This is a genomic window from Burkholderia sp. IMCC1007, assembly GCF_027257875.1.
Lineage (GTDB): Bacteria > Pseudomonadota > Gammaproteobacteria > Burkholderiales > Burkholderiaceae > Burkholderia.
The window spans coordinates 1-23,023 of the sequence record NZ_JAPVQY010000059.1; the positions used below are offsets into that span (position 1 = coordinate 1).

Consider the following 23,023-nt stretch of genomic DNA (forward strand, 5'->3'; position numbering starts at 1 on the left):
ACTTCTTCACGACCAAGCTCGAAGACGCCACCATCGTCAACATCAACGCCGTGTTGCCGCATGCGCAGGACGCCAGCAAGGCCGAGTACACCCAACTGGTGAAGGTCTCGATGGCGTATCGCAAGATCACCTGGACGCACGCCATCGCCGGCACGGAAGCGTCGGACGACTGGCGCAAGCCGCAGGAAGCCTAAGCCTGGGCCTCCGCGCGGCCGGTGCATGCGCCGGCCGCGCTATCCGCATGTAGACCGGCGGCTTGATCACGGGCCGGTAACCCGTCGATCCCGCTGATGTGTCGCTCTTCGAGTAATCGCCTGGAACTTCCCATGCTTATCAGCTTTCCTTTTTTGAGCACGCCCCAACCGAAGGCAGAGGACGACCGGAACGACGGCACCTTCGGCCTGGGCGAAAAGAGCGGTAAAGGTAGCTTCCCCGTTAGCTACCAGTTCGGCTGGCATGGTGGCGTGCATTTGGTTGCGCCGGGCGATGACAAAAATCCCGAACCCGTACGCGCGATCGCGGATGGCGAAGTCGTATTCGCGCGCGCCTGCACACCCCAGCCGAAACAGGACCCCACCGGGCAAGAGCGCGACGCCTATCCGTTGTTCTACTACGCCGGCTGGACCAGCAATGGCGTGGTGATTCTCAAGCACCAGACTGAAATCGGCGAAGGCGTCGAGGTCGTCTTTTATTCGATCTATCAGCACCTGAAAACCGTGGCGAACAAAACGGGCACTCAGGCCGCATTGAAGAAGGGGGACAAGGTCTATCGCAAGGACCCCATCGGCCAGGCTGGCAACATCTACGGTAGGCCCAATCGCATCCACTTCGAAATCGTTGCCGATCAAGCGAACGTGGAGAAGCTGATGGGGCGCAGCACGGGCAAGCTACAGGCCGCCGAGGGCCGACGCAACTGCGTGTGGGGCGACATGCATATCGTGCTGCCGGCGGGCACGCCCATGTACGCGGTCAATCCTCGCACCGAGACCCGAAACTACGTTGTGCGTGCGTTCGATTCCACCTTCGGTGCGCGCAACGACACGCTCGGAAGCGTCGCGCAGCGCTTCCATACCACCCCGGAGCGTATCCTTGCCGTCAACGGCAAGAAGGCGAAGGATGCAGGAACGTGGTGGCCACGGGTGAGCGGCTCCGAGCAAAGTGCTTTGAGAAAGCCCGCACCTACCGTAGCGCAGCGCACCATCCGTGTTCCCGCGGTGTATGGCGCTGCGGCCAAGACGCCGCCCGATGACCTTACCCCGGACGTGTGGGCACGGTGGACCGTACAACCCATCGGTCGATAGCCCGCGGCTTGCTTCAATTGACTCACCCGAGCAATTATCTCGGCTACTGGCACTGGCGTGGGCGCGCGATTGAGCCCGCATTAGAGACAAGGTTGAGGCAATCTCAGGCGCAAGCAGATGCTCAACGCAATAACCGCCCGTTGACCGAGGTAGAACGGCAGTTACCCTTACAGATGCTGGCGTGGCGAGAGGACGTTCGCCAAAGGACCTATGATGCTGCCGATAGCGCGGGTTACTACTGGGCTATGCACAAGGCCAATTATGAGGCGGATCAGTCATCGCCCAACGTGCGCCGTTCATTCATCGTGCATGTCACTAGTCAGCAGCGGCGCAACCAATCGTTTGCTTTTTATGAGAGTGTTTCTTTCCGGCGAGTGAGCTGCCTGATCAATCTACCGGACCACCTCAATCGCGACGATCCGAAGCTCAATGGCTTAGTAGATCGCTACCACGCACATGCCTATGCACAAGTGCTGCTGCTTGACCAGCCAGTCTTCCCGGATGGAAGCGGTGTTCGGCAATTCCTGCCGGAGGACTACCAAGTGAAAGGTGAGGCACCGAGATAAACATGAGATTTCTCCTGCCTCAGATCATGGTGGGACTTCTCATTAATTTCGCTACCCAAGCTGCCTTGGCAATTGGCGAGAACAATGGGGCGACCACTACTCAATATCCTGCGGACGCCGTACCGGAAGGTATGCAGCGCTATGTCATTCCCATGCAAGGTTGCGCCATTGAATTCTTCGCAAGAAAAGGTGGGCGCACTCGAGCCTATGCGGGCAGCAGTGGCCCCTATGGGTCTTTCTCGCATAGCAATATCCTCGGCTCCAGGAGGCAGAAATCGTTGACGCTCAACATAAGCTGTTACAAGGGGGCGGCAGTTGATCTTTGCCCGAAGCTTCTTCCAGTTGAAGACGCGCAGAATATTCGCTACTACAACGTGCATCGCCTCGAAAAATTGCATCCCACTTACTTTGGAGTTGCACAAATTTCATCGTTTCCGCTTGGTGGCTCCCTGCCTGGTCAAGTACGAGAGCTCGACTTTTGCTTGGGAGATAGTTCGCGTACCCTACAAACTGACAGAGGAGGCGTCGAGCTTGGTTACGACCACCGAGATATATCGGAGACCGCGGGAAAGAGTCTTCAGCGGTCGTCAGAGATAGCTCTGCCGGAAGTGCTCGAGATCATTCGTTCGATTCGCTTTGTGTCCACTAGCGGCGAATAGCGGCCGTCAGCAAGCGCCGTGGCCCAGTGCATGAACGTCAGGTTGCTCGTCAACACGATGGCTCCAGGGTCATGATGTTTGGCGACCAGATAGAACAACAAGTTCGCCGCCTACATCCGAAAACTACCGATACCTTCCCTGCCCGTACCCCGCTCGCCCCCGCCTAAAAGCCCCCCTCGCTCTGAAAAATCGCGCGGACGGGCGACATCACCGTGCATGAGCAGTTTCCGGACAGGGAAGGCCGGCGGATCGCGAAAGGGTCCATGCACGGATGCGCGCTCGGCGCGCCGGGCGCATGCCGCGCGGCCGCCATTCGTCCTGCGCGGCATCCCCGCCCCGGCAAGCACGACCATTCCTCGAACGTCGGAGCGCGTCGGCCAACCCGACCAGCCCAAATGTCAGGCAATCCGAGTTCCCCGCCCCCGCGCCGCTCGACACAAGCGGCCGCCGTGCCGCATGCCTCTTATTGCCGGCTGCGTTGCCCACCGCGTCGCTAGGGCCGGATGCGTGTAACCGCGCGCCCGGCAGCGTCCGGGCGCAACCGGTAAAATGCCGAACCATGAAACCCGAAATCTGGACCCCGCATGTGACCGTTGCAGCGCTGATCGAGCGCGCCGGCCGCTTTCTCGTGATCGAGGAAGAAACCTCGACGGGCCTGCGCTTCAATCAGCCGGCCGGCCATCTCGAAGCCGGCGAGACGCTCGCCGACGCCGTGATCCGCGAGACGCTCGAGGAAACCGCGCATCCGTTCGTCCCCGACGCGCTCGTCGGCGTCTATCTCGCGCACTACGATCGCCCCGGCACCGCCGGCGCGACCTACCTGCGCTTCACGTTCTGCGGCACGGTCGGCGAGCCGTTGCCTGGCCACGCGCTCGACGACGGCATCATCCGCACGCTGTGGATGAGCGCCGACGAACTGCGCGCATGCAGCGAGCGCCACCGCTCGCCCGCGGTGATGCGCTGCGTCGACGACTATCTCGCCGGGCGGCGCATTCCGCTCGATTTCGTGCACACGCATTCGGTCGCGCCGCGACCGGACGCATTCGACCGTCAGGCGGTAAACAAATGAGCAAGCGCCGTGTAGTAGTGGGCATGTCGGGCGGCGTCGATTCGTCGGTGACCGCGTGGCTGTTGAAGGAACAGGGGTACGACGTGGTCGGCCTGTTCATGAAGAACTGGGAAGACGACGACGACGGCGAATACTGCTCGACGCGCCAGGACTGGATCGACGTCGTGTCGGTGGCCGACCTGATCGGCATCGACGTGGAAGCCGTGAACTTCGCGGCCGAATACAAGGACCGCGTGTTCGCCGAATTCCTGCGCGAATACTCGGCCGGCCGCACGCCGAACCCGGACGTCCTGTGCAACGCCGAGATCAAGTTCAAGGCGTTCCTCGATCACGCGATGTCGCTCGACGCGGAAATGATCGCGACGGGCCACTATGCGCGCGTGCGCGAACGCGACGGGCGCTTCGAGCTGCTGAAGGCGTTCGATCATACGAAAGACCAGTCGTACTTCCTGCACCGGCTGAACCAGGCGCAGCTGTCGAAGACGATGTTCCCGCTCGGCGAGATCCCGAAGACGAAGGTGCGCGAGATCGCCGCGCAGATCGGGCTGCCGAACGCGAAGAAGAAGGACTCGACCGGCATCTGCTTCATCGGCGAGCGGCCGTTCCGCGATTTCCTGAACCGCTATCTTCCGACGAAACCCGGCCCGATGAAGACGCCGGACGGCAAGGTCATCGGCGAGCACATCGGCCTCGCGTTCTATACGTTCGGCCAGCGCAAGGGCATCGGCCTCGGCGGCAGCAAGGACGGCAGCGGCGAACCATGGTTCGTCGCCGCGAAGGACATCGCGTCGAACACGCTGTACGTCGTGCAGGGCCACGACCATCCGTGGCTGCTGTCGCGGCAGCTCGTCGCCGGCAACGTGAGCTGGGTCGCGGGCGAACCGCCGGCCGAAGGCTTCTCGTGCGGCGCGAAGACGCGCTACCGGCAGGCCGATGCGGCGTGCACATTCGGCCGGGCCGCGATAGGCGTCGCGGCCCCCGGCCCCGCAGGCGAAGCGCGCTTCTCGCTCGCGTTCGACGATGCGCAATGGGCGGTCACGCCCGGCCAGTCGGCCGTGCTGTACGACGGCGAAATCTGCCTCGGCGGCGGCATCATCGAGTCGGCAGCCACCGGCCAGCCCGGTGGGGCCGCACCCGAAGGCCACGCGCCGGCACTTGCCGACGCACGCTGACATCCATTCGTTTAGACTTGCGGCACGCCGCGCCCGGCGGAACACGATTTCGTCGCGGCCGGCGCGCCGCCGCGCAGCGCAAGCATGGCGGCATTTCAAGATTCTTACGGAGTCCCCATGCTTTCCAGACGCTACCTCGCGATGTGGGCCGCCGTCCTGCTGCTCGTCGCAGCGGCCGCGCTCGCATCGGTCCACGTGCTTTCCTGGCTGTGGATCATCATCCCCATCGCGCTCGTCGCACTCGGTCTGTACGACCTCAACCAGGACCGCCACGCGATCCTGCGCAATTACCCGCTCTGGGGTCATTGCCGCTTCCTGTTCGAATTCATCCGACCTGAAATCCGCCAATACTTCGTCGAGGACGACACCGACGAGAAGCCGTTCTCGCGCGCGCAGCGCAGCCTCGTCTACCAGCGCGCGAAGAACGTCGCCGACAACCGTCCGTACGGCACCGAGCTGAACGTGAAGGCCGTCGCGCACGAATGGATCAGCCATTCGCTCGCGCCGACCAAGCTGCCGAACCACGATTTCCGCATCCGCGTCGGCGCGAACCGCGCGCAGCCGTACGACATCTCGATCTTCAACATCTCGGCGATGAGCTTCGGCTCGCTGTCCGCGAACGCGATCCGCTCGCTGAACCTCGGCGCGAAGAAAGGCGGTTTCGCGCACGACACCGGCGAAGGCTCGCTGTCGAAGTACCACCGCGAGAACGGCGGCGACATCATCTGGGAAATCGCGTCGGGCTACTTCGGCTGCCGCAACGACGACGGCACGTTCAACCCGGACAAGTTCGCGAAGCAGGCCGCCGAGCCGCAGGTCAAGATGATCGAGATCAAGCTGTCGCAGGGCGCGAAGCCCGGCCACGGCGGCGTGCTGCCGGCAGCGAAGATCACGCCCGAGATCGCCGAGACGCGCGGCGTGCCGATGGGCAAGGACTGCATCTCGCCCGCCACGCACTCCGAATTCTCGACGCCGCGCGGGCTGCTCGAATTCGTCGAGCGGCTGCGCACGCTGTCGGGCGGCAAGCCGACCGGCTTCAAGCTGTGCATCGGCCATCCGTGGGAATTCTTCGGGATCGCGAAGGCGATGGTCGAAACCGGCATCGTGCCTGACTTCATCGTCGTCGACGGCGCGGAAGGCGGCACCGGCGCGGCGCCGCTCGAATTCACCGACCATGTCGGCGTGCCGCTGCAGGAAGGGCTGCTGCTGGTGCACAACACGCTCGTCGGGATCGGCGTGCGCGACCGCGTGAAGATCGGCGCGAGCGGCAAGATCATCACCGCGTTCGACATCGCGCGCACGCTCGCGATCGGCGCGGACTGGGTGAACTCGGCGCGCGGCTTCATGTTCGCGGTCGGCTGCATCCAGGCGCAGCACTGCCACACGGACCGCTGCCCGACCGGCGTCGCGACGCAGGACCCGGTGCGCCAGCGCGCGCTCGTCGTGCCGGACAAGGCCGAGCGCGTGTACAACTTCCATCGCAACACGCTGCATGCGCTGCAGGAACTCGTGCAGGCGGCCGGCCTCGGCCATCCGTCCGAACTGCGCGCGCATCACATCGTGCAGCGCGTCGCGCCGCACGAAGTGCGGCTGATGTCGCAGTTGCTGAAGTACCTGAAGCCGGGCGCGCTGCTCGACGGCCAGACCTGCGGCTATACGCTGTACGACAAGTGGTGGCCGATCTCGCGCAGCGATTCGTTCGTGCTCGGCGAAACCGTCTATGCGTCGATCGAGTAACGCCTGATGCCGTGCGGGGCCGCTCGTTGCCGAAACGGTCCGCCAACAAGAAAAGCGCCCGCGGGCGCTTTTCTTTTGTCTGCTCAATCCGCGGCCGGCGGCGGATCAGCCTTGCGGCAGCGTGTCGACGAACGTCTGGCGCTGCGATAGCTTCACGAAATGCTTGTCGAGGTTCGGATGGCGGTCGCGCCAGTTGAGTTCGGGCATCCGGAAGTCGAGATAGCCGAGCGCGCAGCCGAGTGCGATGTCGGCGAGCGTGTAATGATTACCGACGCACCACGTCTTGCCGCCGAGGCCCTGCGACATCGCGACGAGACCGTCGTCGATCTTGCGCTGCTGCCGCGCGATCCAGTTCGCGCTGCGCTGCGCTTCGTCACGCTGCGTGTATTCGAGGCGGATCGCGACCGCGGCGTCGAGCACGCCGTCGCCCAGCGCTTCCCAGCAGCGCACTTCGACGCGCTCGCGCCCCGACGGCGGAATCAGCTTGCCGACCGGCGACAGCGTATCGACGTATTCGCAGATCACGCGGGAATCGAACACCGCGGCACCATCCTCCATCACGAGACACGGCACCTTGCCGAGCGGATTCGATGCATGAATATCCGTCTCCGGCGCCCACACGTTCTCGAGGTCCAGCTTGTAGTCGATCTTCTTTTCGGCGAGCACGATCCGCGCCTTTCGGACGAACGGGCTGCTGAGCGAACCGATTAATTTCATCATCTGCCTTTTCAAGGGAACTGCCGAGAGTATACGTTGTCGCCGATCATAACCGGCCGGCGCGGCCGGGTAGAAAATCGCCCGTTCGGCCTGTGGATGGTTTGCAACAGCCGCCGCGCGGCCCCTTCCAGTGCGGCTCGCGGCCGCCCCTCTCACGCGCCGCGTCCGGCGGCGCTACAATCGCACGATGAATGCGCCCCTCGATACCGCCATCGCCGTCGACGTCTACCGCCAGCGCCGTGAACGCGTGCTTGCCGCACTGCGTGCCGCGGGCGGCGGCGTCGCCATCGTCCCCACCGCGCCGGAAATGCTGCGCAACCGCGATACGGCATTCCCATACAGGTTCGACAGCTACTTCCATTACCTGACAGGATTCACCGAGCCCGATGCCGTGCTCGTGCTGAACGCGGCCGCGCCGCACGGCGCGCCGGAGTCGATCCTGTTCTGCCGGGCGAAGAATGTCGACCGCGAGATCTGGGAAGGCTTCCACTACGGGCCCGAAGCCGCGCGCGACGCGTTCGGCTTCGATGCGGCCTTCGCGACCGACGTGATCGACACCGAAATGCCGCGCCTGCTCGCCGATGCGGGCACCGTGCACTACCGGTTCGGCGCGTCGGCCGACTTCGAGCGCCAGCTCGCCGGCTGGATCGACACGGTACGCGCACAGGCCCGCACGGGCGTCGCAGCGCCGGACGCCCTGCTCGACCTCACGCCCGTGCTCGACGACATGCGGCTCATGAAGGACGAGCACGAGCTCGCGATCATGATGCGCGCCGCGCATATTTCGGCGCTCGCGCATCGCCGCGCGATGCAGGCGTGCCGCCCGGGGATCCGCGAATACGAACTCGAGGCCGAGCTGCTGTATACGTTCCGCAAGCATGGCGCGCAGGCGCCCGCGTACGGCTCGATCGTCGCGGCCGGCGCGAACGCGTGCGTGCTGCACTACCCGGCCGGCAACGCGGCCGCGCGGGACGGCGACCTGATCCTGATCGACGCCGCGTGCGAGCTCGACGGCTACGCGTCGGACATCACGCGCACGTTCCCGGCCAACGGGCGCTTCTCGCCGGCGCAGCGCACGCTGTACGACATCGTGCTCGCCGCGCAGCAGGCCGCGATCGACGCGACGCGCGCGGGCGTGCCGTTCGAGGCGCCGCACGACGCGGCCGTGCGCGTGCTGGCCCAGGGGCTGCTCGACACCGGCATCATTCCGAAAACGCGCTTCTCGAGCGTCGACGACGTGATCGCGGAGCGCGCATACGCGCGCTTCTACATGCACCGCACCGGCCACTGGCTCGGCATGGACGTGCACGATTGCGGCGACTACCGCGAGCGGCTCGCCGCGCGCGATGCGAACGGCGCGCTGCCGTGGCGCACGCTGAAGCCCGGCATGACGCTCACCGTCGAGCCGGGCCTGTATGTGCGCGCGGCCGACGACGTGCCGTCCGAATACTGGAACATCGGCATCCGCATCGAGGACGATGCGATCGTGCGCGAGCACGGCTGCGAGCTGATCACGCGCGACGTGCCGGTTGCGGCGGCCGACATCGAGGCGCTGATGCGCGCGGGCGCGGCGCACCGCGCATGAGCCGACCGCCGCGCCTTCGTCGACCGGCAGCGGGCCGCCGCCTGCTGCCGTTGATCGTTACCCCGTTTCACGAACATTGATGACGACCGCCTCCTCCCCGGCCAAGCCGGACTACGACCTCGCCATCGTCGGCGCGGGCCCTGTCGGGCTCGCGCTCGCCGGCTGGCTCGCGCGGCGCAGCGCGACGCAGCATGCATCGATCGCGCTGATCGATGCGCGCGAACCGGCCGCGAACGCGAACGATCCGCGCGCGATCGCCGTGTCGCACGGCAGCCGCGTGCTGCTCGACACGCTCGCGTGGCCGGGCGACGCGACGCCGATCGAACACATCCACGTTTCGCAGCGCGGCCATTTCGGCCGCACGCTGATCGACCGCGACGAGCACGACCTAGCGGCGCTGGGTTACGTCGTGCGCTACGGCTCGATCGTGCAGGCGCTCGCGAGCGCGGTGCGCGGCACGCGCGTCGACTGGCTCACGTCGACCACCGCGCGCACGCCGCAGCAGGACGCCGACGGCGTCACGCTGACGCTCGACGGCCCGCAGGGCGAGCGCCCGCTGCGCGCGCGCATCGTCATCAACGCCGAAGGCGGGCTGTTCCACGAACAGCGGGCCGATACCGGCAAACACCGGCGCGACTACGGACAGACTGCGATCGTCGGCACGGTCACGGTCTCTGCACCGCGCCCGCACGTCGCGTGGGAACGCTTCACGCACGAAGGCCCGCTTGCGCTGCTGCCGCTCGGCGGCCTGCGTCAGGCCGAGTACTCGCTCGTGTGGTGCTGCACGCCCGATGAAGCCGCTCGCCGCGCCGCGCTGCCCGACGACGCGTTCCTGCGCGAACTCGGCGCCGCATTCGGCGAGCGCATGGGCCAGTTCGTCGCGATCGCGGGGCGCGCGTCGTTCCCGCTCGGGTTGAATGCCGCGCAAACGCTCGTCAGCGGACGCATCGCGATCGTCGGCAACGCCGCGCAAACGCTGCATCCGGTCGCGGGCCAGGGGCTCAACCTCGGGTTGCGCGATGCGCATACGCTCGTCGATGCACTGTCCGCGCAAGGCTTCGAAGCGATGGCACTCGCCACGTTCAACGCGCGCCGCGCGCTGGACCGGCGCTTCACGATCGGCGCGACCGACACGCTCGCGCGCCTGTTCACGGTCGATGCCGGCCCCCTTCCGCTGCTGCGCGGCGCGGCGCTCACCGCGCTCGAATTCGTGCCGCCGCTCAAGCGGGCGATCGCGCGCCAGATGATGTTCGGCCAGCGCAACTGACGCGCGCGCTGCGCCGCGCATTGCGCGCGGCCGGGCCACTCAAACCGGGTCAAATCGGCGGGGCATGGGAATACGGTAAAATGCGCGTTTTCCCTCCGCCCTTTTTGGCCCGCGACGCCCCGCGCTCGCGGGCGGTGCCATTGCGATGCCCGTTATCGGCTCTCACGTATTGCGTAACAACCTGTTCGTTGCCCCGATGGCCGGCGTGACGGATCGTCCGTTCCGCCAGCTGTGCAAACGGCTGGGCGCCGGGTACGCCGTGTCCGAGATGGTCGCGTCCAACGCGCAGCTGTGGAAGAGCGCGAAGACGATGCGGCGCGCGAACCACGAAGGCGAAGTCGAGCCGATCGCGGTGCAGATCGCGGGCGCCGATCCGGCGATGATGGCCGAAGCGGCCCGCTACAACGTCGACAACGGCGCGCAGATCATCGACATCAACATGGGCTGCCCGGCGAAGAAGGTCTGCAACGTCGCGGCCGGCTCCGCGCTGCTGCAGAACGAGCCGCTCGTGCAGCGGATCGTCGAGGCCGTCGTCGCGGCGGTCGGCACCGGGCCCGACGCGGTGCCCGTCACGCTGAAGATCCGCACCGGCTGGGACCGCGAGCACAAGAACGCGATCACGGTCGCGCGCCTGGCCGAAGCGGCCGGCATCTCGATGCTCACCGTGCATGGCCGCACACGCGCCGACCTCTACCGCGGCGACGCCGAGTACGACACGATCGCGGCCGTGAAGGCGGCGGTGCGCATTCCGGTCGTCGCGAACGGCGACATCACGTCGCCGGCGAAAGCGAAGGCCGTGCTCGACGCAACCGGCGCCGACGCGCTGATGATCGGTCGTGCCGCGCAAGGTCGGCCGTGGCTGTTCCGTGAAATCGATCATTTCCTGCAAGCCGGCGACTTGCTGCCGCCGCCGCGGATCGACGAGATCCAGCACGTGATGAACGAACACCTGGAAGACCACTACGCGTTCTACGGCGAATTCACCGGAGTCCGTACTGCGCGCAAGCACATCGGCTGGTACACTCGCGGCCTTTCCGGTGCCAATGCGTTCCGGCACCGAATGAACACGCTCGATTCCACTCGCGAGCAGCTCGCCGCCGTCAATGCATTCTTCGAGGCGCAAAAGGCGCTGTCGGACCACCTCGTCTACGTCGATGACGAAGAGGACAACGGCCAGGGCGAGTCGGACGACCATAACCAGTTAGCAGCATGAGCAAGCACAACATCGAACAATGTGTCCGCGAGAGCCTGGACGTGTATTTCCGGGATCTAGACGGCTCCAATCCGCACGACGTCTATGAAATGGTGATGTCCTGCGTCGAAAAGCCGATGCTCGAGGTCGTGCTCGTACAGGCCGGCGGCAACCAGTCGCTCGCCGCCGAGTACCTCGGCATCAATCGCAATACGCTGCGCAAGAAGCTGCAGCAGCACGGCCTGCTGTAGGCGGCCGTCCCGTCCCCGTTTCCCTGGCTATTGGTGGTTCCATCATGATCAAGCAAGCGCTCATTTCCGTTTCCGACAAGACCGGCATCGTCGACTTCGCGAAGTCGCTGTCCGACCTCGGCGTCAAGCTGCTGTCGACGGGCGGCACCGCGAAACTCCTCGCCGACGCAGGTCTGCCCGTGACCGAAGTGGCTGACTACACGGGCTTCCCGGAAATGCTCGATGGGCGCGTGAAGACGCTGCACCCGAAGGTGCACGGCGGCATCCTCGCCCGCCGCGACCTGCCCGAGCACATGCAGGCGCTGGAGCAGCACGGCATCCCGACGATCGACCTGCTGGTCGTGAACCTGTATCCGTTCGTCGCGACGATCGCGAAGGACGACTGCACGCTCGCCGACGCGATCGAGAACATCGACATCGGCGGCCCGACGATGCTGCGCTCGGCCGCGAAGAACCACCGCGACGTGACGGTCGTGGTCGACCCGGCCGACTACGCAGTCGTGCTCGACGAGATGAAGGCGAACGGCAATGCGATCGGCTACGCGACCAACTTCCGTCTCGCGACGAAGGTGTTCGCGCACACCGCGCAATACGACGGCGCGATCACGAACTACCTGACGAGCCTGACCGACGAACTGCAGCACGCATCGCGCAGCACGTATCCGGCCACGCTGAACCTGGCGTTCGGCAAGGTGCAGGACCTGCGCTACGGCGAGAACCCGCACCAGAGCGCCGCGTTCTACCGCGACCTCGCGACGCCGGCCGGCGCGCTGGCGAACTACCGCCAGCTGCAGGGCAAGGAACTGTCGTACAACAACATCGCCGATTCGGACGCCGCGTGGGAATGCGTGAAGACGTTCGACGCGCCGGCCTGCGTGATCATCAAGCATGCGAACCCGTGCGGCGTCGCGGTCGGCAACGACTCGGCCGATGCATACGCGAAGGCCTTCCAGACCGATCCGACCTCCGCGTTCGGCGGCATCATCGCGTTCAACCGCGAAGTCGACGAAGCGGCTGCGCAAGCGGTGGCGAAGCAGTTCGTCGAAGTGCTGATCGCACCGTCGTTCTCCGACGCCGCGAAGCAGGTGTTCGCCGCGAAGCAGAACGTGCGCCTGCTCGAGATCGCACTGGGCGAAGGCCATAACGCATTCGACCTGAAACGCGTCGGTGGCGGCCTGCTCGTGCAATCGCTCGATTCGCGCAACGTGCAGCCGAGCGAGCTGCGCGTCGTCACGAAGCGCCAGCCGACCACGAAGGAAATGGACGACCTGCTGTTCGCCTGGCGCGTCGCGAAGTACGTGAAGTCGAACGCGATCGTGTTCTGCGGCAACGGCATGACGCTCGGCGTTGGTGCCGGCCAGATGAGCCGCGTCGATTCCGCGCGCATCGCGAGCATCAAGGCGCAGAACGCGGGCCTCACGCTGGCGGGTTCGGCCGTCGCGTCGGATGCGTTCTTCCCGTTCCGCGACGGTCTCGACGTCGTCGTGGCGGCAGGCGCGACCTGCGTGATCCAGCCGGGCGGCTCGATGCGCGACGACGAAGTGATCGCGGCGGCCGACGAGCACGGCATCGCGATGGTCCTGACGGGCGTGCGCCACTTCCGTCACTGATCGCAGCATGCGGCCCGCGCGGCCGCTGCACGACAACCCGGCGGCATCGCACCCGCCGGGTTTTTTATTGCGCGGCGCCCGCGCGCGCGGCCGCGCGGCCGGTGCGCCGCACCATTCGTTGTAGTATCGCTGCATCAGGTTTTTGTCCTCACTCATGCGAATTCTCGGCATCGACCCTGGCCTGCGCGTCACCGGCTTCGGCGTCATCGACGTCAGCGGCCACCGGCTCGCCTACGTCGCCAGCGGCGTGATCCGCACACCGACGGCCGATCTGGCCACCCGGCTCGGCACGATCTTCCAGGGCGTATCGACGCTCGTGCGCGAACACGCGCCCGACCAGGCCGCGATCGAACAGGTGTTCGTCAACGTGAACCCGCAGTCGACGCTGCTGCTCGGGCAGGCGCGCGGCGCCGCGATCTGCGGGCTCGTCGCGGGCGGCCTGCCGGTTGCCGAATACACGGCGCTGCAGTTGAAGCAGGCCGTCGTCGGCTACGGCCGCGCGACCAAGTCGCAGATGCAGGAGATGGTCACGCGGCTGCTCAACCTGTCCGGCCAGCCCGGCAGCGACGCGGCCGACGCGCTCGGCATGGCGATCTGCCACGCGCACAGCGGCAACACGCTCGGCACGATCAGCGGCCTCGCGCCGGCGCTCGCGAAGAAAGGGCTGCGCGTGCGGCGCGGACGGCTCGTCGGCTGACGCCCACGCACGCACTCGCCCCATGCGACGCGCGGTGGTTCGCGCAGGACGGGCACCCGCCCTGGCCGCCCTGCGTGCCCGCACCGCGGTCGGCTCGCAGCCCGCGCATCCACCGTCGCTCGGCACGGCGGCCTGACGGCCAATCCATCGGCATCGCGCCGCACCTGCGCTACACTCGCGCTTTCCTCCTCGCATCCCGCCATCCATGATCGGTCGCATCGCCGGCATCCTGCTCGAAAAGAATCCGCCTCACCTGCTCGTCGACTGCAACGGCGTCGGCTACGAAATCGACGTGCCGATGAGCACCTTCTACAACCTGCCGCAAACGGGTGAACGCGTCGTGCTGCTCACGCAGCAGATCGTGCGCGAGGACGCGCACCTGCTGTACGGCTTCCTGACGCCGCAGGAGCGCACGACCTTCCGCGAACTGCTGAAGATCACCGGCATCGGCGCACGCATGGCGCTCGCCGTGCTGTCGGGCATGAGCGTGCAGGAGCTCGCCCAGGCCGTGACGATGCAGGACGCCGCGCGCCTCACGCGCCTGCCCGGCATCGGCAAGAAGACCGCCGAGCGCCTGCTGCTCGAGCTGAAGGGCAAGCTCGGCGCGGACCTCGGTGCGCTTGCCGGCGCCGCGTCGCCGTCCGACCATGCCACCGACATCCTCAACGCGTTGCTCGCGCTCGGCTATTCCGAGAAGGAAGGCCTTGCCGCGATCAAGAACGTGCCGGCCGGCACCGGTGTTTCCGAAGGCATCAAGCTCGCGCTCAAGGCGCTGTCGAAGGCGTAACGGCGGCCCGGGCAGGCTCCGCAACGGGCTGTCGGAGCCAGTGTCGCGCCGCCGTGCGGCGCGCGCCAGTCGGCCGTTCGGCCAGTTCGGCCGCGTGACGGTGCGCGGTACAATGGCCGCATGATTGAAACCGACAAACTCGCCACCGAGCGGATCATCGCCGCCACGCCCGCCTCGTCGCACGAGGAGGTGTTCGAACGCGCGCTGCGGCCGCGCCAGCTCGACGACTACGTCGGCCAGGAAAAGGTGCGCGGCCAGCTCGAGATCTTCATCGAAGCCGCGAAGCGCCGTTCCGAGCCGCTCGATCACGTGCTGCTGTTCGGGCCGCCGGGCCTCGGCAAGACCACGCTCGCGCACATCATCGCGCGCGAGATGGGCGTCAACCTGCGCCAGACGTCGGGCCCCGTGCTCGAGCGCGCGGGCGATCTCGCCGCGCTGCTGACCAACCTCGAAGCGAACGACGTGCTGTTCATCGACGAAATCCACCGGCTGTCGCCGGTCGTCGAGGAAATCCTGTATCCGGCGCTCGAGGATTACCAGATCGACATCATGATCGGCGAAGGGCCGGCCGCGCGCAGCGTGAAGCTCGACCTGCAGCCGTTCACGCTCGTCGGCGCGACCACGCGCGCGGGGATGCTGACCAACCCGCTGCGCGATCGCTTCGGGATCGTCGCGCGCCTCGAGTTCTACAATGCCGAGCAACTGTCGCGCATCGTGCGGCGCTCGGCGTCGCTGTTGAACGCGCAGATCGATCCGAACGGCGCGCTGGAGATCGCAAAGCGCTCGCGCGGCACGCCGCGGATCGCGAACCGGCTGCTGCGCCGCGTGCGCGACTATGCGGAAGTGAAGGCCGACGGCCAGATCACGGCCGCCGTCGCCGACGCCGCGCTCGCGATGCTCGACGTCGATCCGGTCGGCTTCGACCTGATGGACCGCAAGCTGCTCGAAGCGATCCTGCACAAGTTCGACGGCGGCCCGGTCGGCATCGACAACCTCGCGGCCGCCATCGGCGAAGAGCGCGACACGATCGAAGACGTGCTCGAGCCGTACCTGATCCAGCAGGGGTTCCTGCAGCGCACGCCGCGCGGGCGCGTCGCGACGCTGCTCACCTACCGCCACTTCGGGCTTGCCGCGCCCGACGCCGGCAACACCGAACGCGGGACGTCGGACACGCCCGCCGGCGAGTAACCGGCCGCACCACCGCTCAGCCATGACCACGCCGCCCAGCCATCACCCCGCCGCGCCCGCTCCGGGCCCGCGCTGGGCCGAGCCCATCCGCAAGCGGCTCGTCGCCGGCGTCACGCATCTGACGGTGGGCGGCGGCGGCCCGTCGATCGATCTGTCGTCACCGCCCGGAGACCCGGGGCTGTTCGGCCCTGAAGCCGTCTGCTGGCGCGTGCATGCCGATTTCACGTCGATGATGACGGGCGGCATCGCCGCGCTGCTGCTGCAGGCGCTTCACCCGCTCGCGCTCGCGGGCGTCTGGGATCATTCGTCGTTCCGTACCGACATCCTCGGCCGCTTGCGGCGCACCGCCACGTTCATCACGGGAACGACGTTCGGCAGCCGCGCCGACGCGCTCGCGCTGATCGCGCGCGTGAAGGCGATCCACGCGCACATATCGGGCAGCGCGCCGGACGGCCGGCCATACCGCGCCGACGATCCAGCATTGCTCACCTGGGTGCATGTCGCGGAAGTGTCGAGCTTCCTCGCCGCGCATCTGCGTTACGTGAATCCCGCGCTGTCGGGCGAACTGCAGGACCGTTATTACGCGGAGACGGCGCTGATCGCCGAACTGCTCGGCGCCCACGAGGTTCCCCGCTCGCGCGCCGAGGTAGCGGCCTATTTCGCGCGCATGCGGCCCGAGCTCGAAGCGGGGCCGCGTACCTTCGACGTGATGTCGATCCTGCTGAATGTACCGGTCGCAAAACCCGCGCTGCGGCCCGCCGCGTCGCTGGTGATGCATGCCGGCATCGACCTGCTGCCGCCATGGGCGCAGCGCATGCTCCGTGTATCGACGTTTGCGCCGTTGCGGCGCGCGGTGGTCCGGCCCGGCATACGCGCCGTCGCGCCCGTGCTGCGCTGGGCGCTCGTCAACGGCGCGTCGAAGCGTGCGCGCCGCCGTGCGGCGGCCACCCCGCCCGACGGCACGCCGCCAGCCTGACGATCCGCTTCTTTCTATCGGGCACCGCCCTCGGACGCGCCGATGCGATCAACGGCGGGAAGCAATACAACAAGGGGAATTCGACAAGCTGCGTCAGCCGATCACGGCCGACGAGCGCGGCAAGATCGCGTATGCGCTCGCCTACAAGATGCGCCACGGGCTGCCACAGCACGCGTCACGCCGGAAGGAAGGGAACCCCGGCCCGGCCATGCCGGACGAGCCCGGGTGCTCAAAGCACCTTGCGGTATCCGTCGTCGTCGCTCGCGGCTTCGAGATGCGACACGTCGGCCCACTGCACGACCTGCGCGTGACCGTCGACGTAATCGACGACGTTGATGCTGGTGTTGAGCAGTTGATAGGTACGCGGCGCCGACAGTTCGATCCCGTTTGCAAAGCGGTACACGCAATCGAGCACGCCGCCGTGCGCGACGCACGCGATCCGGCCGCCCGGATGCGCGGCGACGATCGGTTCGAGCGCATGCAGCACGCGGTGATAGAACTCGCGCTGCGACTCGCCGCCATCGGGCGCGAAACCCGGGTCGCGGGTCTGCCATGCGGCATATGCGTCCGGAAAGCGCGTCTCGATCTCCGTGCTGTCATGGCCCTGGAACACGCCATACGCGCGTTCGCGCAGCCCTTCGCGCAACAGCAGCGGCAACCCGAGCGCATCGGCAAAGGGTTGCGCCGTCTGCTGCGCACGCATCAGGTCGCTCGAATAGACCGCATCGAGCCGCTGGCCTTCGCGCGCTTCCCGCGCGAGCCGGGCGGCAAGCCGTTGCGCCTGGGCGAGCCCCGAGTCGGCCAGCGGGATGTCGATATGGCCCTGGATGCGTTTGATGCGGTTCCAGGCCGTCTCGCCATGGCGAATGAACAGAATCTGCGTAGTGGCCATCGCGGCACGTCTCCGGGAAAGAATCAGGACCGCACTTGCAGCCAGAACGTCACGGGGCCGTCGTTGACCAGCGACACCTGCATGTCGGCGCCGAACTCGCCCGTCTCGACGACCGGATGACGCGCGCGCGCGGCTGCGACGAAATAGTCGAACAGGCGCGCGCCTTCGTCGGGCGGCGCAGCCGGCGTGAAGCTCGGACGCAGCCCGCTGTTGGTATCGGCCGCGAGCGTGAACTGCGACACGAGCAGCAGGCCGCCTGCGCGGCCTTCGCCGTCGATGTTCGATACCGGCAGGTTGATCTTGCCGGCCGCGTCGCTGAACACGCGGTAGCCGAGCAGCTTCGCGAGCAGCTTGTCGGCCGCGGCCTCGGTGTCGCCGCGTTCTGCGCAGACCAGGGCGAGCAGCCCCGCGCCGATCTCGCCCGTCGTGCGGCCGCCGACGCGCACGTCGGCGCGCGTCACGCGCTGGATCAGCGCGATCATGCGGTCAGCGTGACGCGTGCGAAGCGGCGCTTGCCGACCTGGACCACGAACTCGCCGGCCTCGACCTTCAGGCCCTTGTCGGACACGGTCGCGCCGTCGATCTTCACGCCGCCCTGCTCGATGTTGCGCAGCGCTTCGCTGGTCGACGGCACGAGGCCGGCCTGCTTCAGCAGCTGGCCGATCGCGAGCGGCGCGCCCGCGAGCGTGACCGACGGGATATCGTCCGGCACGCCGCCCTTCGCGCGGTGGTTGAAATCCTCCAGCGCACGCTCGGCATCGGCCTGCGAGTGGAAGCGCGCGACGATCTCCTGCGCGAGCAGCACCTTGAAGTCGCGCGGATTGCGGCCGCCTTCGGCCTCGCGCTTGAAGCCGGCGATCTCGTCGAGGCTGCGGAACGACAGCAGCTCGAAGTAACGCCACATCAGCGTGTCCGAGATGCTCATCAGCTTGCCGAACATGTCGGTCGGCTTCTCGCTGATGCCGACGTAGTTGCCCTTCGACTTCGACATCTTCTCGACGCCGTCGAGGCCTTCGAGCAGCGGCATCGTCAGGATGCACTGCTGTTCCTGGCCGTACTGCTTCTGCAGTTCGCGGCCGACGAGCAGGTTGAACTTCTGGTCGGTGCCGCCGAGTTCGAGATCGGCGTTCAGCGCGACGGAGTCGTAGCCCTGCATCAGCGGGTACAGGAATTCGTGGATCGAGATCGGCACGCCGCCCTGGAAGCGCTTCGTGAAGTCCTCGCGCTCGAGGATCCGCGCAACGGTGTAGCGCGACGCGAGCTTGATCATCCCGTCGGCGCCGAGCGGCATCGACCATTCGCTGTTGTAGCGGATCTCGGTCTTGTCGCGATCGAGCACGAGCGCGGCCTGCTCGAAGTAGGTCTTCGCGTTCGATTCGATCTGCTCGCGCGTGAGCGGCGGGCGCGTCGCGTTGCGGCCCGACGGATCGCCGATCAGCGACGTGAAATCGCCGATCAGGAAAATCACCGTGTGGCCGAGGTCCTGCAGTTGGCGCATCTTGTTCAGCACGACCGTATGGCCGATGTGGATATCGGGCGCGGTCGGATCAAGGCCGAGCTTGATACGCAGCGGCGTGCCGGTGGCTGCGCTGCGCGCGAGCTTCTGCGCGAACTCTTCCTCGATCAGCAGTTCGTCGACGCCGCGCTTCGTGACGGCAAGCGCATGGCGGACTTCGTCGGTGATCGGGAAAACAGGCTTGGAACTGGGTTCGGTGCTCATCGGTGCCAGGAAGAATGTCGCAAAGACAGGGATTTTCCCATAACTTGCGCGCGCATCGCTTAACGACGCATCAGGTTACGCGGATAATCGGGCGCAACGCGCGCGGCATCGGCCCGCGGCGCATGATCCAGGAGAACCCAACGTGGCGCATCGACATCCGCAACCCGCCCACCCTGCCGACGGCATCTACTTCGGGCTGATGTCGGGAACCAGCATGGATGGCGTCGACGGCGTCGCCGTGCGTTTCGAGGCCGGCCGCGCGCCGGTCGTGCTCGCGGAAGCGTTCGTCGGCTTCGCGCAATCGCTGCGCGACGCGCTGTTCGCGCTGCAGCAGCCCGGCGACAACGAGATCGATCGCGAATCGATCGCCGCGAACGCGCTCGTCGCACGCTACGCGGTGTGCTGCCACGAGTTGCAGCGCACGGCCGGGCTGTCGCGCGACGAGATCCGCGCGATCGGCGTGCACGGTCAGACGGTGCGGCACCGGCCCGAGCGCGGCTATACGCGCCAGCTCAACAATCCGGCACTGCTCGCCGAACTCACCGGGATCGACGTGATCGCCGATTTCCGCAGCCGCGACGTGGCCGCCGGCGGCCATGGCGCACCGCTCGCGCCCGGGTTCCACGCGACGGTGTTCGGCGCGCCGGGCGAGACGCGCGTCGTGTGCAACCTGGGCGGCATCAGCAACATCACGATCCTGCCGGCCGAAGGCGGCGACGTGCGCGGCTTCGACTGCGGGCCCGCCAATGCGCTGATCGATGCGTGGGCAACCCGCCACCTCGGCAAGGCGTACGACGAAGGCGGCAAGTTCGCCGCACGCGGCACCGTGCACGCGCCACTGCTCGACGCGCTGCTCGACGAACCGTACTTCAGCGCACCACCGCCGAAGAGCACCGGCCGCGACCTGTTCAATCCCGCGTGGCTGGACGCGAAGCTCGCCGGTTTTGCGCAGGTGGCGCCGGAGGATGTGCAGGCGACGCTGACGGCGCTCACCGCCGTGTCGGTCGCACGCGAGATCGCGCAGCATGCGGCGGGCTGCAAGGCCGTGTTCGTGTGCGGCGGCGGCGCGCGCAATCCGGTGCTGCTCGCGGCGCTCGGGGATGCGTTGCAGAAAGCCGGCGTACCGGCGAGCGTCGACACGACGGCCGCGCTCGGCGTGCCGCCGCAGCAAGTCGAGGCGCTGGCGTTCGCGTGGCTCGGGTATCGCTTCACCGCGCGCCAGCCCGGCAATCTCGCGAGCGTGACGGGTGCGGCCGGCGAGCGCGTGCTCGGCGCACTGTATCCGCGCTGACGCGCCCCGCGCGGTCATGCCGCGCATGGGCAAAAAAAACGGGGCATCAAGCCCCGCTTTTCATTCCGGCGAACCGGACAGGATTCGTCGTGCGCTCAGACCGAGAACGACGAGCCGCACCCGCAGGTGGTCGTTGCGTTCGGGTTCTTGATCACGAACTGCGCGCCGTTGATGTCGTCCTTGTAGTCGATCTCGGCGCCGACCAGGTACTGGTAGCTCATCGAGTCGATCAGGAGCTGGACGCCGTTCTTGTTCATCACGGTGTCGTCCTCGTTGACTTCCTCGTCGAACGTGAAGCCATACTGGAAGCCCGAGCAGCCGCCGCCTTGCACGAACACGCGCAGCTTCAGGTCGGGATTGCCCTCTTCGTCGATCAGTTGCTTGACCTTGTCGGCCGCGGCGTCGGTAAAGACGAACGGTACCGGCATTTCGGTGGTCGTTGCTGCGGATTCGGTAACAGCGTTCATGCGAACTCTCCAAAAAGCTTTAGCCGCTATTGTAGGGCCGATCAGAAGATCGTGCTGATGTCCATGAAATCAATAGGTTCTTGTTGATTCCAATGCGCGGTGCGGCCCGTGGCGCGCCATCGCGCGGACATAAAAAAACCGCCAGTGCGAACGCTGGCGGTTTTTTCGGCGAGCGCCGCCCGAAAGCGGCGCGGCCAGGAAGCGAAATTAACGCTTCGAGAACTGCTTTGCGCGACGTGCCTTGCGCAGACCAACCTTCTTACGCTCGACTTCACGCGCATCGCGCGTGACGAAGCCTGCGTTCGACAGCGACGGCTTCAGCGTTGCGTCGTAGTCGATCAGTGCACGGGTGATGCCGTGGCGCACTGCGCCTGCCTGACCCGTTTCACCGCCGCCGTTGACGTTCACCTTGATGTCGAACGTCTGGCCGTGGTTCGTGAGTTCCAGCGGTTGACGCACGATCATCAGCGACGTTTCGCGCGAGAAGTAGTCAGCGATGGGCTTGCCGTTGACGATGATATCGCCCTTGCCAGCCTTGATGAAGACACGTGCGACTGCGCTCTTGCGGCGGCCCGTACCGTAGTTCCAGTTACCGATCATGTGGGTCCCCTTAGATCTCGAGCGCCTTCGGCTGTTGAGCCGAGTGCGGATGCGTCGCTTCTGCGTAGACCTTCAGCTTCTTGATCATCGCGTAGCCGAGCGGGCCCTTCGGCAGCATGCCCTTGACCGCCTTCTCGAGCGCACGGCCCGGGAAGCGCTCTTGCATCTTGCCGAACGTCGTTTCATAGATACCGCCCGGGTAGCCCGAGTGACGGTAGTACTTCTTGTCCAGCGTCTTGTTGCCCGTGACCTTCAACTTGCTCGCGTTGACGATGATGATGAAATCACCGGTGTCGACGTGCGGAGTGAACTCAGGCTTGTGCTTGCCGCGCAGACGGCGTGCCACTTCGCTGGCAACACGGCCGAGAACCTTATCCGTCGCGTCAATCACGTACCATTCGCGCGTCACCTCATGGGCTTTTGCGGAAAACGTCTTCATGATCGATCCAAAAAAAATGCTTTGCCCGGTGTGTTTGTCCTGCTTGTCTGAGTGCGCTTCGAGGCGCGGTGCAGGCTCTCCCTGTTCTTTTTCCGTGGGCATGAATGCGGAAAAGCCCTGAATTATAAAGGAAATACCGCAACACGGTCAAAGAGAATCCACGAGCGGTGCTCACCGCGCGCGAAATGGGCCAGAATTGGGCCAGAATTCGATCGTGCCCCGACAAGCCAGGCGAACCGAGCGCCCGGCGGCGGCACCCATCGACGCGCGGCGCCGGACCTTGCCGCGCGCTACCGGTCGACTCAGGACAACAACAAACAAACATGACGAAACAACGACTTACGCCCTTTCTCGCGGCCGCGCTGCTGGCCGCCGCGACGCCCGCCGTCGCCGCCCGCACCGCGTGCGAAGCCAAGCTCGACGCGCTCGATGCGCGCATCGCCGACGCCCGCGGCGCCCATGCCGAGGAGCGCGTCGCCCGCCTGCGCGCAGTCCGCGAACGCGTGCGCCATTTCTGCGCGCGCGGCCACGGCCATGCGTCCGCCGCACACGCGTCCGCGCCGGCCGGCCGTTCCGGGCGCGCATCGCCCGACGCGGCGTCGCAACCGGGCGCACGGCAACCCGCATAAGCGGTTCGAAGCGGGTTTCGGCCCGCGCAAGCTGCGCGCCGATGTTTGCATGGGACGAAAAAAAGCCCGAACGGCTGGTTCGGGCTTAATCCACCTTTGGAGGAGGGTGGAGGAGACATGGGGAGGTTGCCGCAGCGCGACAACCAATGGAGCCCATTATACGAACGCGTGGCCGACTGCACAAGAAAATTTGCATTGCGAAATCGAAAAC

At 66.4% G+C, this 23,023-nt stretch carries 25 protein-coding genes and 2 pseudogenes; 19 read left to right on the forward strand and 8 right to left on the reverse strand.

The window, feature by feature from the left end; genetic code table 11:
• From O1Q03_RS32795 to O1Q03_RS32810, 4 genes and pseudogenes are all read left to right on the forward strand, one after another.
• A pseudogene (locus tag O1Q03_RS32795) lies at positions 1-194 on the forward strand (type VI secretion system tube protein Hcp); the annotation flags it as partial.
• 132 nt (positions 195-326) lie between these two features.
• Positions 327-1,301, forward strand: coding sequence for a LysM peptidoglycan-binding domain-containing protein (locus O1Q03_RS32800; protein ID WP_269508837.1), 975 nt, complete (start codon positions 327-329; stop codon positions 1,299-1,301).
• Positions 1,302-1,309: 8 nt separating this feature from the next.
• On the forward strand, positions 1,310-1,867 hold the full coding sequence (locus tag O1Q03_RS32805) for a hypothetical protein (protein ID WP_269508839.1): 558 nt from the start codon (positions 1,310-1,312) through the stop codon (positions 1,865-1,867).
• Between the two features lie 2 nt (positions 1,868-1,869).
• Positions 1,870-2,526: a hypothetical protein gene (locus O1Q03_RS32810; RefSeq protein WP_269508909.1), complete on the forward strand. Its 657-nt coding sequence runs from the start codon at positions 1,870-1,872 to the stop codon at positions 2,524-2,526.
• On the opposite strand, the gene O1Q03_RS32815 is transcribed toward O1Q03_RS32810, so the two are convergent.
• The gene (locus O1Q03_RS32815) at positions 2,445-2,627 is read right to left on the reverse strand and encodes a hypothetical protein (RefSeq protein ID WP_332112562.1); all 183 of its coding nucleotides are present in this window, start codon (positions 2,625-2,627) and stop codon (positions 2,445-2,447) included. The genes O1Q03_RS32810 and O1Q03_RS32815 overlap by 82 nt on opposite strands.
• A 458-nt stretch (positions 2,628-3,085) precedes the next feature.
• Between O1Q03_RS32815 and O1Q03_RS32820 the strand changes: the two genes are divergently transcribed.
• The 3 genes from O1Q03_RS32820 (at position 3,086) to O1Q03_RS32830 (ending at position 6,504) form a co-directional block, all read left to right on the forward strand.
• A complete protein-coding gene (locus O1Q03_RS32820; RefSeq protein WP_269508841.1) occupies positions 3,086-3,595 on the forward strand; it encodes an NUDIX hydrolase in 510 nt (169 codons plus the stop codon).
• On the forward strand, positions 3,592-4,767 hold the full coding sequence (gene mnmA / locus O1Q03_RS32825) for a tRNA 2-thiouridine(34) synthase MnmA (protein ID WP_269508843.1): 1,176 nt from the start codon (positions 3,592-3,594) through the stop codon (positions 4,765-4,767). The genes O1Q03_RS32820 and mnmA overlap by 4 nt, the downstream gene beginning before the upstream one ends.
• A gap of 117 nt (positions 4,768-4,884) precedes the next feature.
• Positions 4,885-6,504: an FMN-binding glutamate synthase family protein gene (locus O1Q03_RS32830; RefSeq protein WP_269508845.1), complete on the forward strand. Its 1,620-nt coding sequence runs from the start codon at positions 4,885-4,887 to the stop codon at positions 6,502-6,504.
• Positions 6,505-6,609: 105 nt separating this feature from the next.
• On the opposite strand, the gene O1Q03_RS32835 is transcribed toward O1Q03_RS32830, so the two are convergent.
• Positions 6,610-7,224 carry a glutathione S-transferase family protein gene (locus O1Q03_RS32835; RefSeq protein ID WP_269508847.1) on the reverse strand — a complete coding sequence of 205 codons (615 nt, stop codon included), beginning with the start codon at positions 7,222-7,224 and terminating at the stop codon, positions 6,610-6,612.
• A 184-nt stretch (positions 7,225-7,408) separates the two neighbouring features.
• Between O1Q03_RS32835 and O1Q03_RS32840 the strand changes: the two genes are divergently transcribed.
• The 10 genes and pseudogenes from O1Q03_RS32840 to O1Q03_RS32885 form a co-directional block, all read left to right on the forward strand.
• On the forward strand, positions 7,409-8,806 hold the full coding sequence (locus O1Q03_RS32840) for an aminopeptidase P N-terminal domain-containing protein (RefSeq protein ID WP_269508849.1): 1,398 nt from the start codon (positions 7,409-7,411) through the stop codon (positions 8,804-8,806).
• A gap of 79 nt (positions 8,807-8,885) precedes the next feature.
• Entirely contained in the window at positions 8,886-10,073 is a 1,188-nt protein-coding gene (locus O1Q03_RS32845; protein ID WP_269508851.1) for a UbiH/UbiF/VisC/COQ6 family ubiquinone biosynthesis hydroxylase, read from the forward strand.
• Between the two features lie 145 nt (positions 10,074-10,218).
• Positions 10,219-11,286, forward strand: a complete 1,068-nt coding sequence (gene dusB / locus O1Q03_RS32850; RefSeq protein WP_269508853.1) for a tRNA dihydrouridine synthase DusB — start codon at positions 10,219-10,221, stop codon at positions 11,284-11,286.
• Entirely contained in the window at positions 11,283-11,516 is a 234-nt protein-coding gene (locus O1Q03_RS32855) for a Fis family transcriptional regulator (protein WP_006476892.1), read from the forward strand. The genes dusB and O1Q03_RS32855 overlap by 4 nt, the downstream gene beginning before the upstream one ends.
• 44 nt (positions 11,517-11,560) lie before the next feature.
• A complete protein-coding gene (purH, locus tag O1Q03_RS32860) occupies positions 11,561-13,126 on the forward strand; it encodes a bifunctional phosphoribosylaminoimidazolecarboxamide formyltransferase/IMP cyclohydrolase (RefSeq protein WP_269508855.1) in 1,566 nt (521 codons plus the stop codon).
• A gap of 154 nt (positions 13,127-13,280) precedes the next feature.
• Positions 13,281-13,823, forward strand: coding sequence for a crossover junction endodeoxyribonuclease RuvC (gene ruvC, locus O1Q03_RS32865; protein WP_096506379.1), 543 nt, complete (start codon positions 13,281-13,283; stop codon positions 13,821-13,823).
• 205 nt (positions 13,824-14,028) lie between these two features.
• Positions 14,029-14,610, forward strand: coding sequence for a Holliday junction branch migration protein RuvA (gene ruvA, locus O1Q03_RS32870; protein ID WP_021162490.1), 582 nt, complete (start codon positions 14,029-14,031; stop codon positions 14,608-14,610).
• Positions 14,611-14,730: 120 nt separating this feature from the next.
• Positions 14,731-15,798 carry a Holliday junction branch migration DNA helicase RuvB gene (gene ruvB, locus O1Q03_RS32875; RefSeq protein WP_269508857.1) on the forward strand — a complete coding sequence of 356 codons (1,068 nt, stop codon included), beginning with the start codon at positions 14,731-14,733 and terminating at the stop codon, positions 15,796-15,798.
• A gap of 22 nt (positions 15,799-15,820) precedes the next feature.
• Positions 15,821-16,774: an oxygenase MpaB family protein gene (locus O1Q03_RS32880; RefSeq protein WP_269508859.1), complete on the forward strand. Its 954-nt coding sequence runs from the start codon at positions 15,821-15,823 to the stop codon at positions 16,772-16,774.
• Positions 16,775-16,791: 17 nt separating this feature from the next.
• A pseudogene (locus tag O1Q03_RS32885) lies at positions 16,792-16,937 on the forward strand (ParB/Srx family N-terminal domain-containing protein); the annotation flags it as partial.
• Positions 16,938-17,003: 66 nt separating this feature from the next.
• On the opposite strand, the gene O1Q03_RS32890 reads toward O1Q03_RS32885, so the two are convergent.
• Genes O1Q03_RS32890 through tyrS form a run of 3 tightly spaced genes read right to left on the reverse strand, consistent with a single transcriptional unit; the run spans position 17,004 to position 19,386 of the window.
• Complete coding sequence (locus O1Q03_RS32890; protein ID WP_269508861.1) at positions 17,004-17,666, reverse strand: histidine phosphatase family protein; 663 nt, start codon at positions 17,664-17,666, stop codon at positions 17,004-17,006.
• Between the two features lie 23 nt (positions 17,667-17,689).
• On the reverse strand, positions 17,690-18,148 hold the full coding sequence (gene dtd / locus O1Q03_RS32895; RefSeq protein ID WP_269508863.1) for a D-aminoacyl-tRNA deacylase: 459 nt from the start codon (positions 18,146-18,148) through the stop codon (positions 17,690-17,692).
• The gene (gene tyrS, locus O1Q03_RS32900) at positions 18,145-19,386 is read right to left on the reverse strand and encodes a tyrosine--tRNA ligase (protein ID WP_059581097.1); all 1,242 of its coding nucleotides are present in this window, start codon (positions 19,384-19,386) and stop codon (positions 18,145-18,147) included. Before tyrS ends, dtd begins: the two co-directional genes overlap by 4 nt.
• Before the next feature lie 142 nt (positions 19,387-19,528).
• Here tyrS and O1Q03_RS32905 point away from each other — a divergent pair, with 142 nt between their 5' ends.
• Positions 19,529-20,677: an anhydro-N-acetylmuramic acid kinase gene (locus tag O1Q03_RS32905; RefSeq protein WP_269508865.1), complete on the forward strand. Its 1,149-nt coding sequence runs from the start codon at positions 19,529-19,531 to the stop codon at positions 20,675-20,677.
• A 95-nt stretch (positions 20,678-20,772) separates the two neighbouring features.
• Here the strand turns inward: O1Q03_RS32905 and erpA are convergent, their stop codons facing one another.
• The 3 genes from erpA to rplM form a co-directional block, all read right to left on the reverse strand.
• Positions 20,773-21,144: an iron-sulfur cluster insertion protein ErpA gene (gene erpA / locus O1Q03_RS32910; protein WP_175721172.1), complete on the reverse strand. Its 372-nt coding sequence runs from the start codon at positions 21,142-21,144 to the stop codon at positions 20,773-20,775.
• 207 nt (positions 21,145-21,351) lie between these two features.
• Positions 21,352-21,744 carry a 30S ribosomal protein S9 gene (gene rpsI, locus O1Q03_RS32915; RefSeq protein WP_011883283.1) on the reverse strand — a complete coding sequence of 131 codons (393 nt, stop codon included), beginning with the start codon at positions 21,742-21,744 and terminating at the stop codon, positions 21,352-21,354.
• 10 nt (positions 21,745-21,754) lie between these two features.
• Entirely contained in the window at positions 21,755-22,183 is a 429-nt protein-coding gene (rplM, locus tag O1Q03_RS32920) for a 50S ribosomal protein L13 (RefSeq protein ID WP_041490553.1), read from the reverse strand.
• Positions 22,184-22,506: 323 nt separating this feature from the next.
• On the opposite strand from rplM, the gene O1Q03_RS32925 reads away from it, so the two are divergent.
• Positions 22,507-22,812, forward strand: coding sequence for a hypothetical protein (locus O1Q03_RS32925; RefSeq protein WP_269508867.1), 306 nt, complete (start codon positions 22,507-22,509; stop codon positions 22,810-22,812).
• The last annotated feature ends 211 nt before the right edge of the window (positions 22,813-23,023 follow it).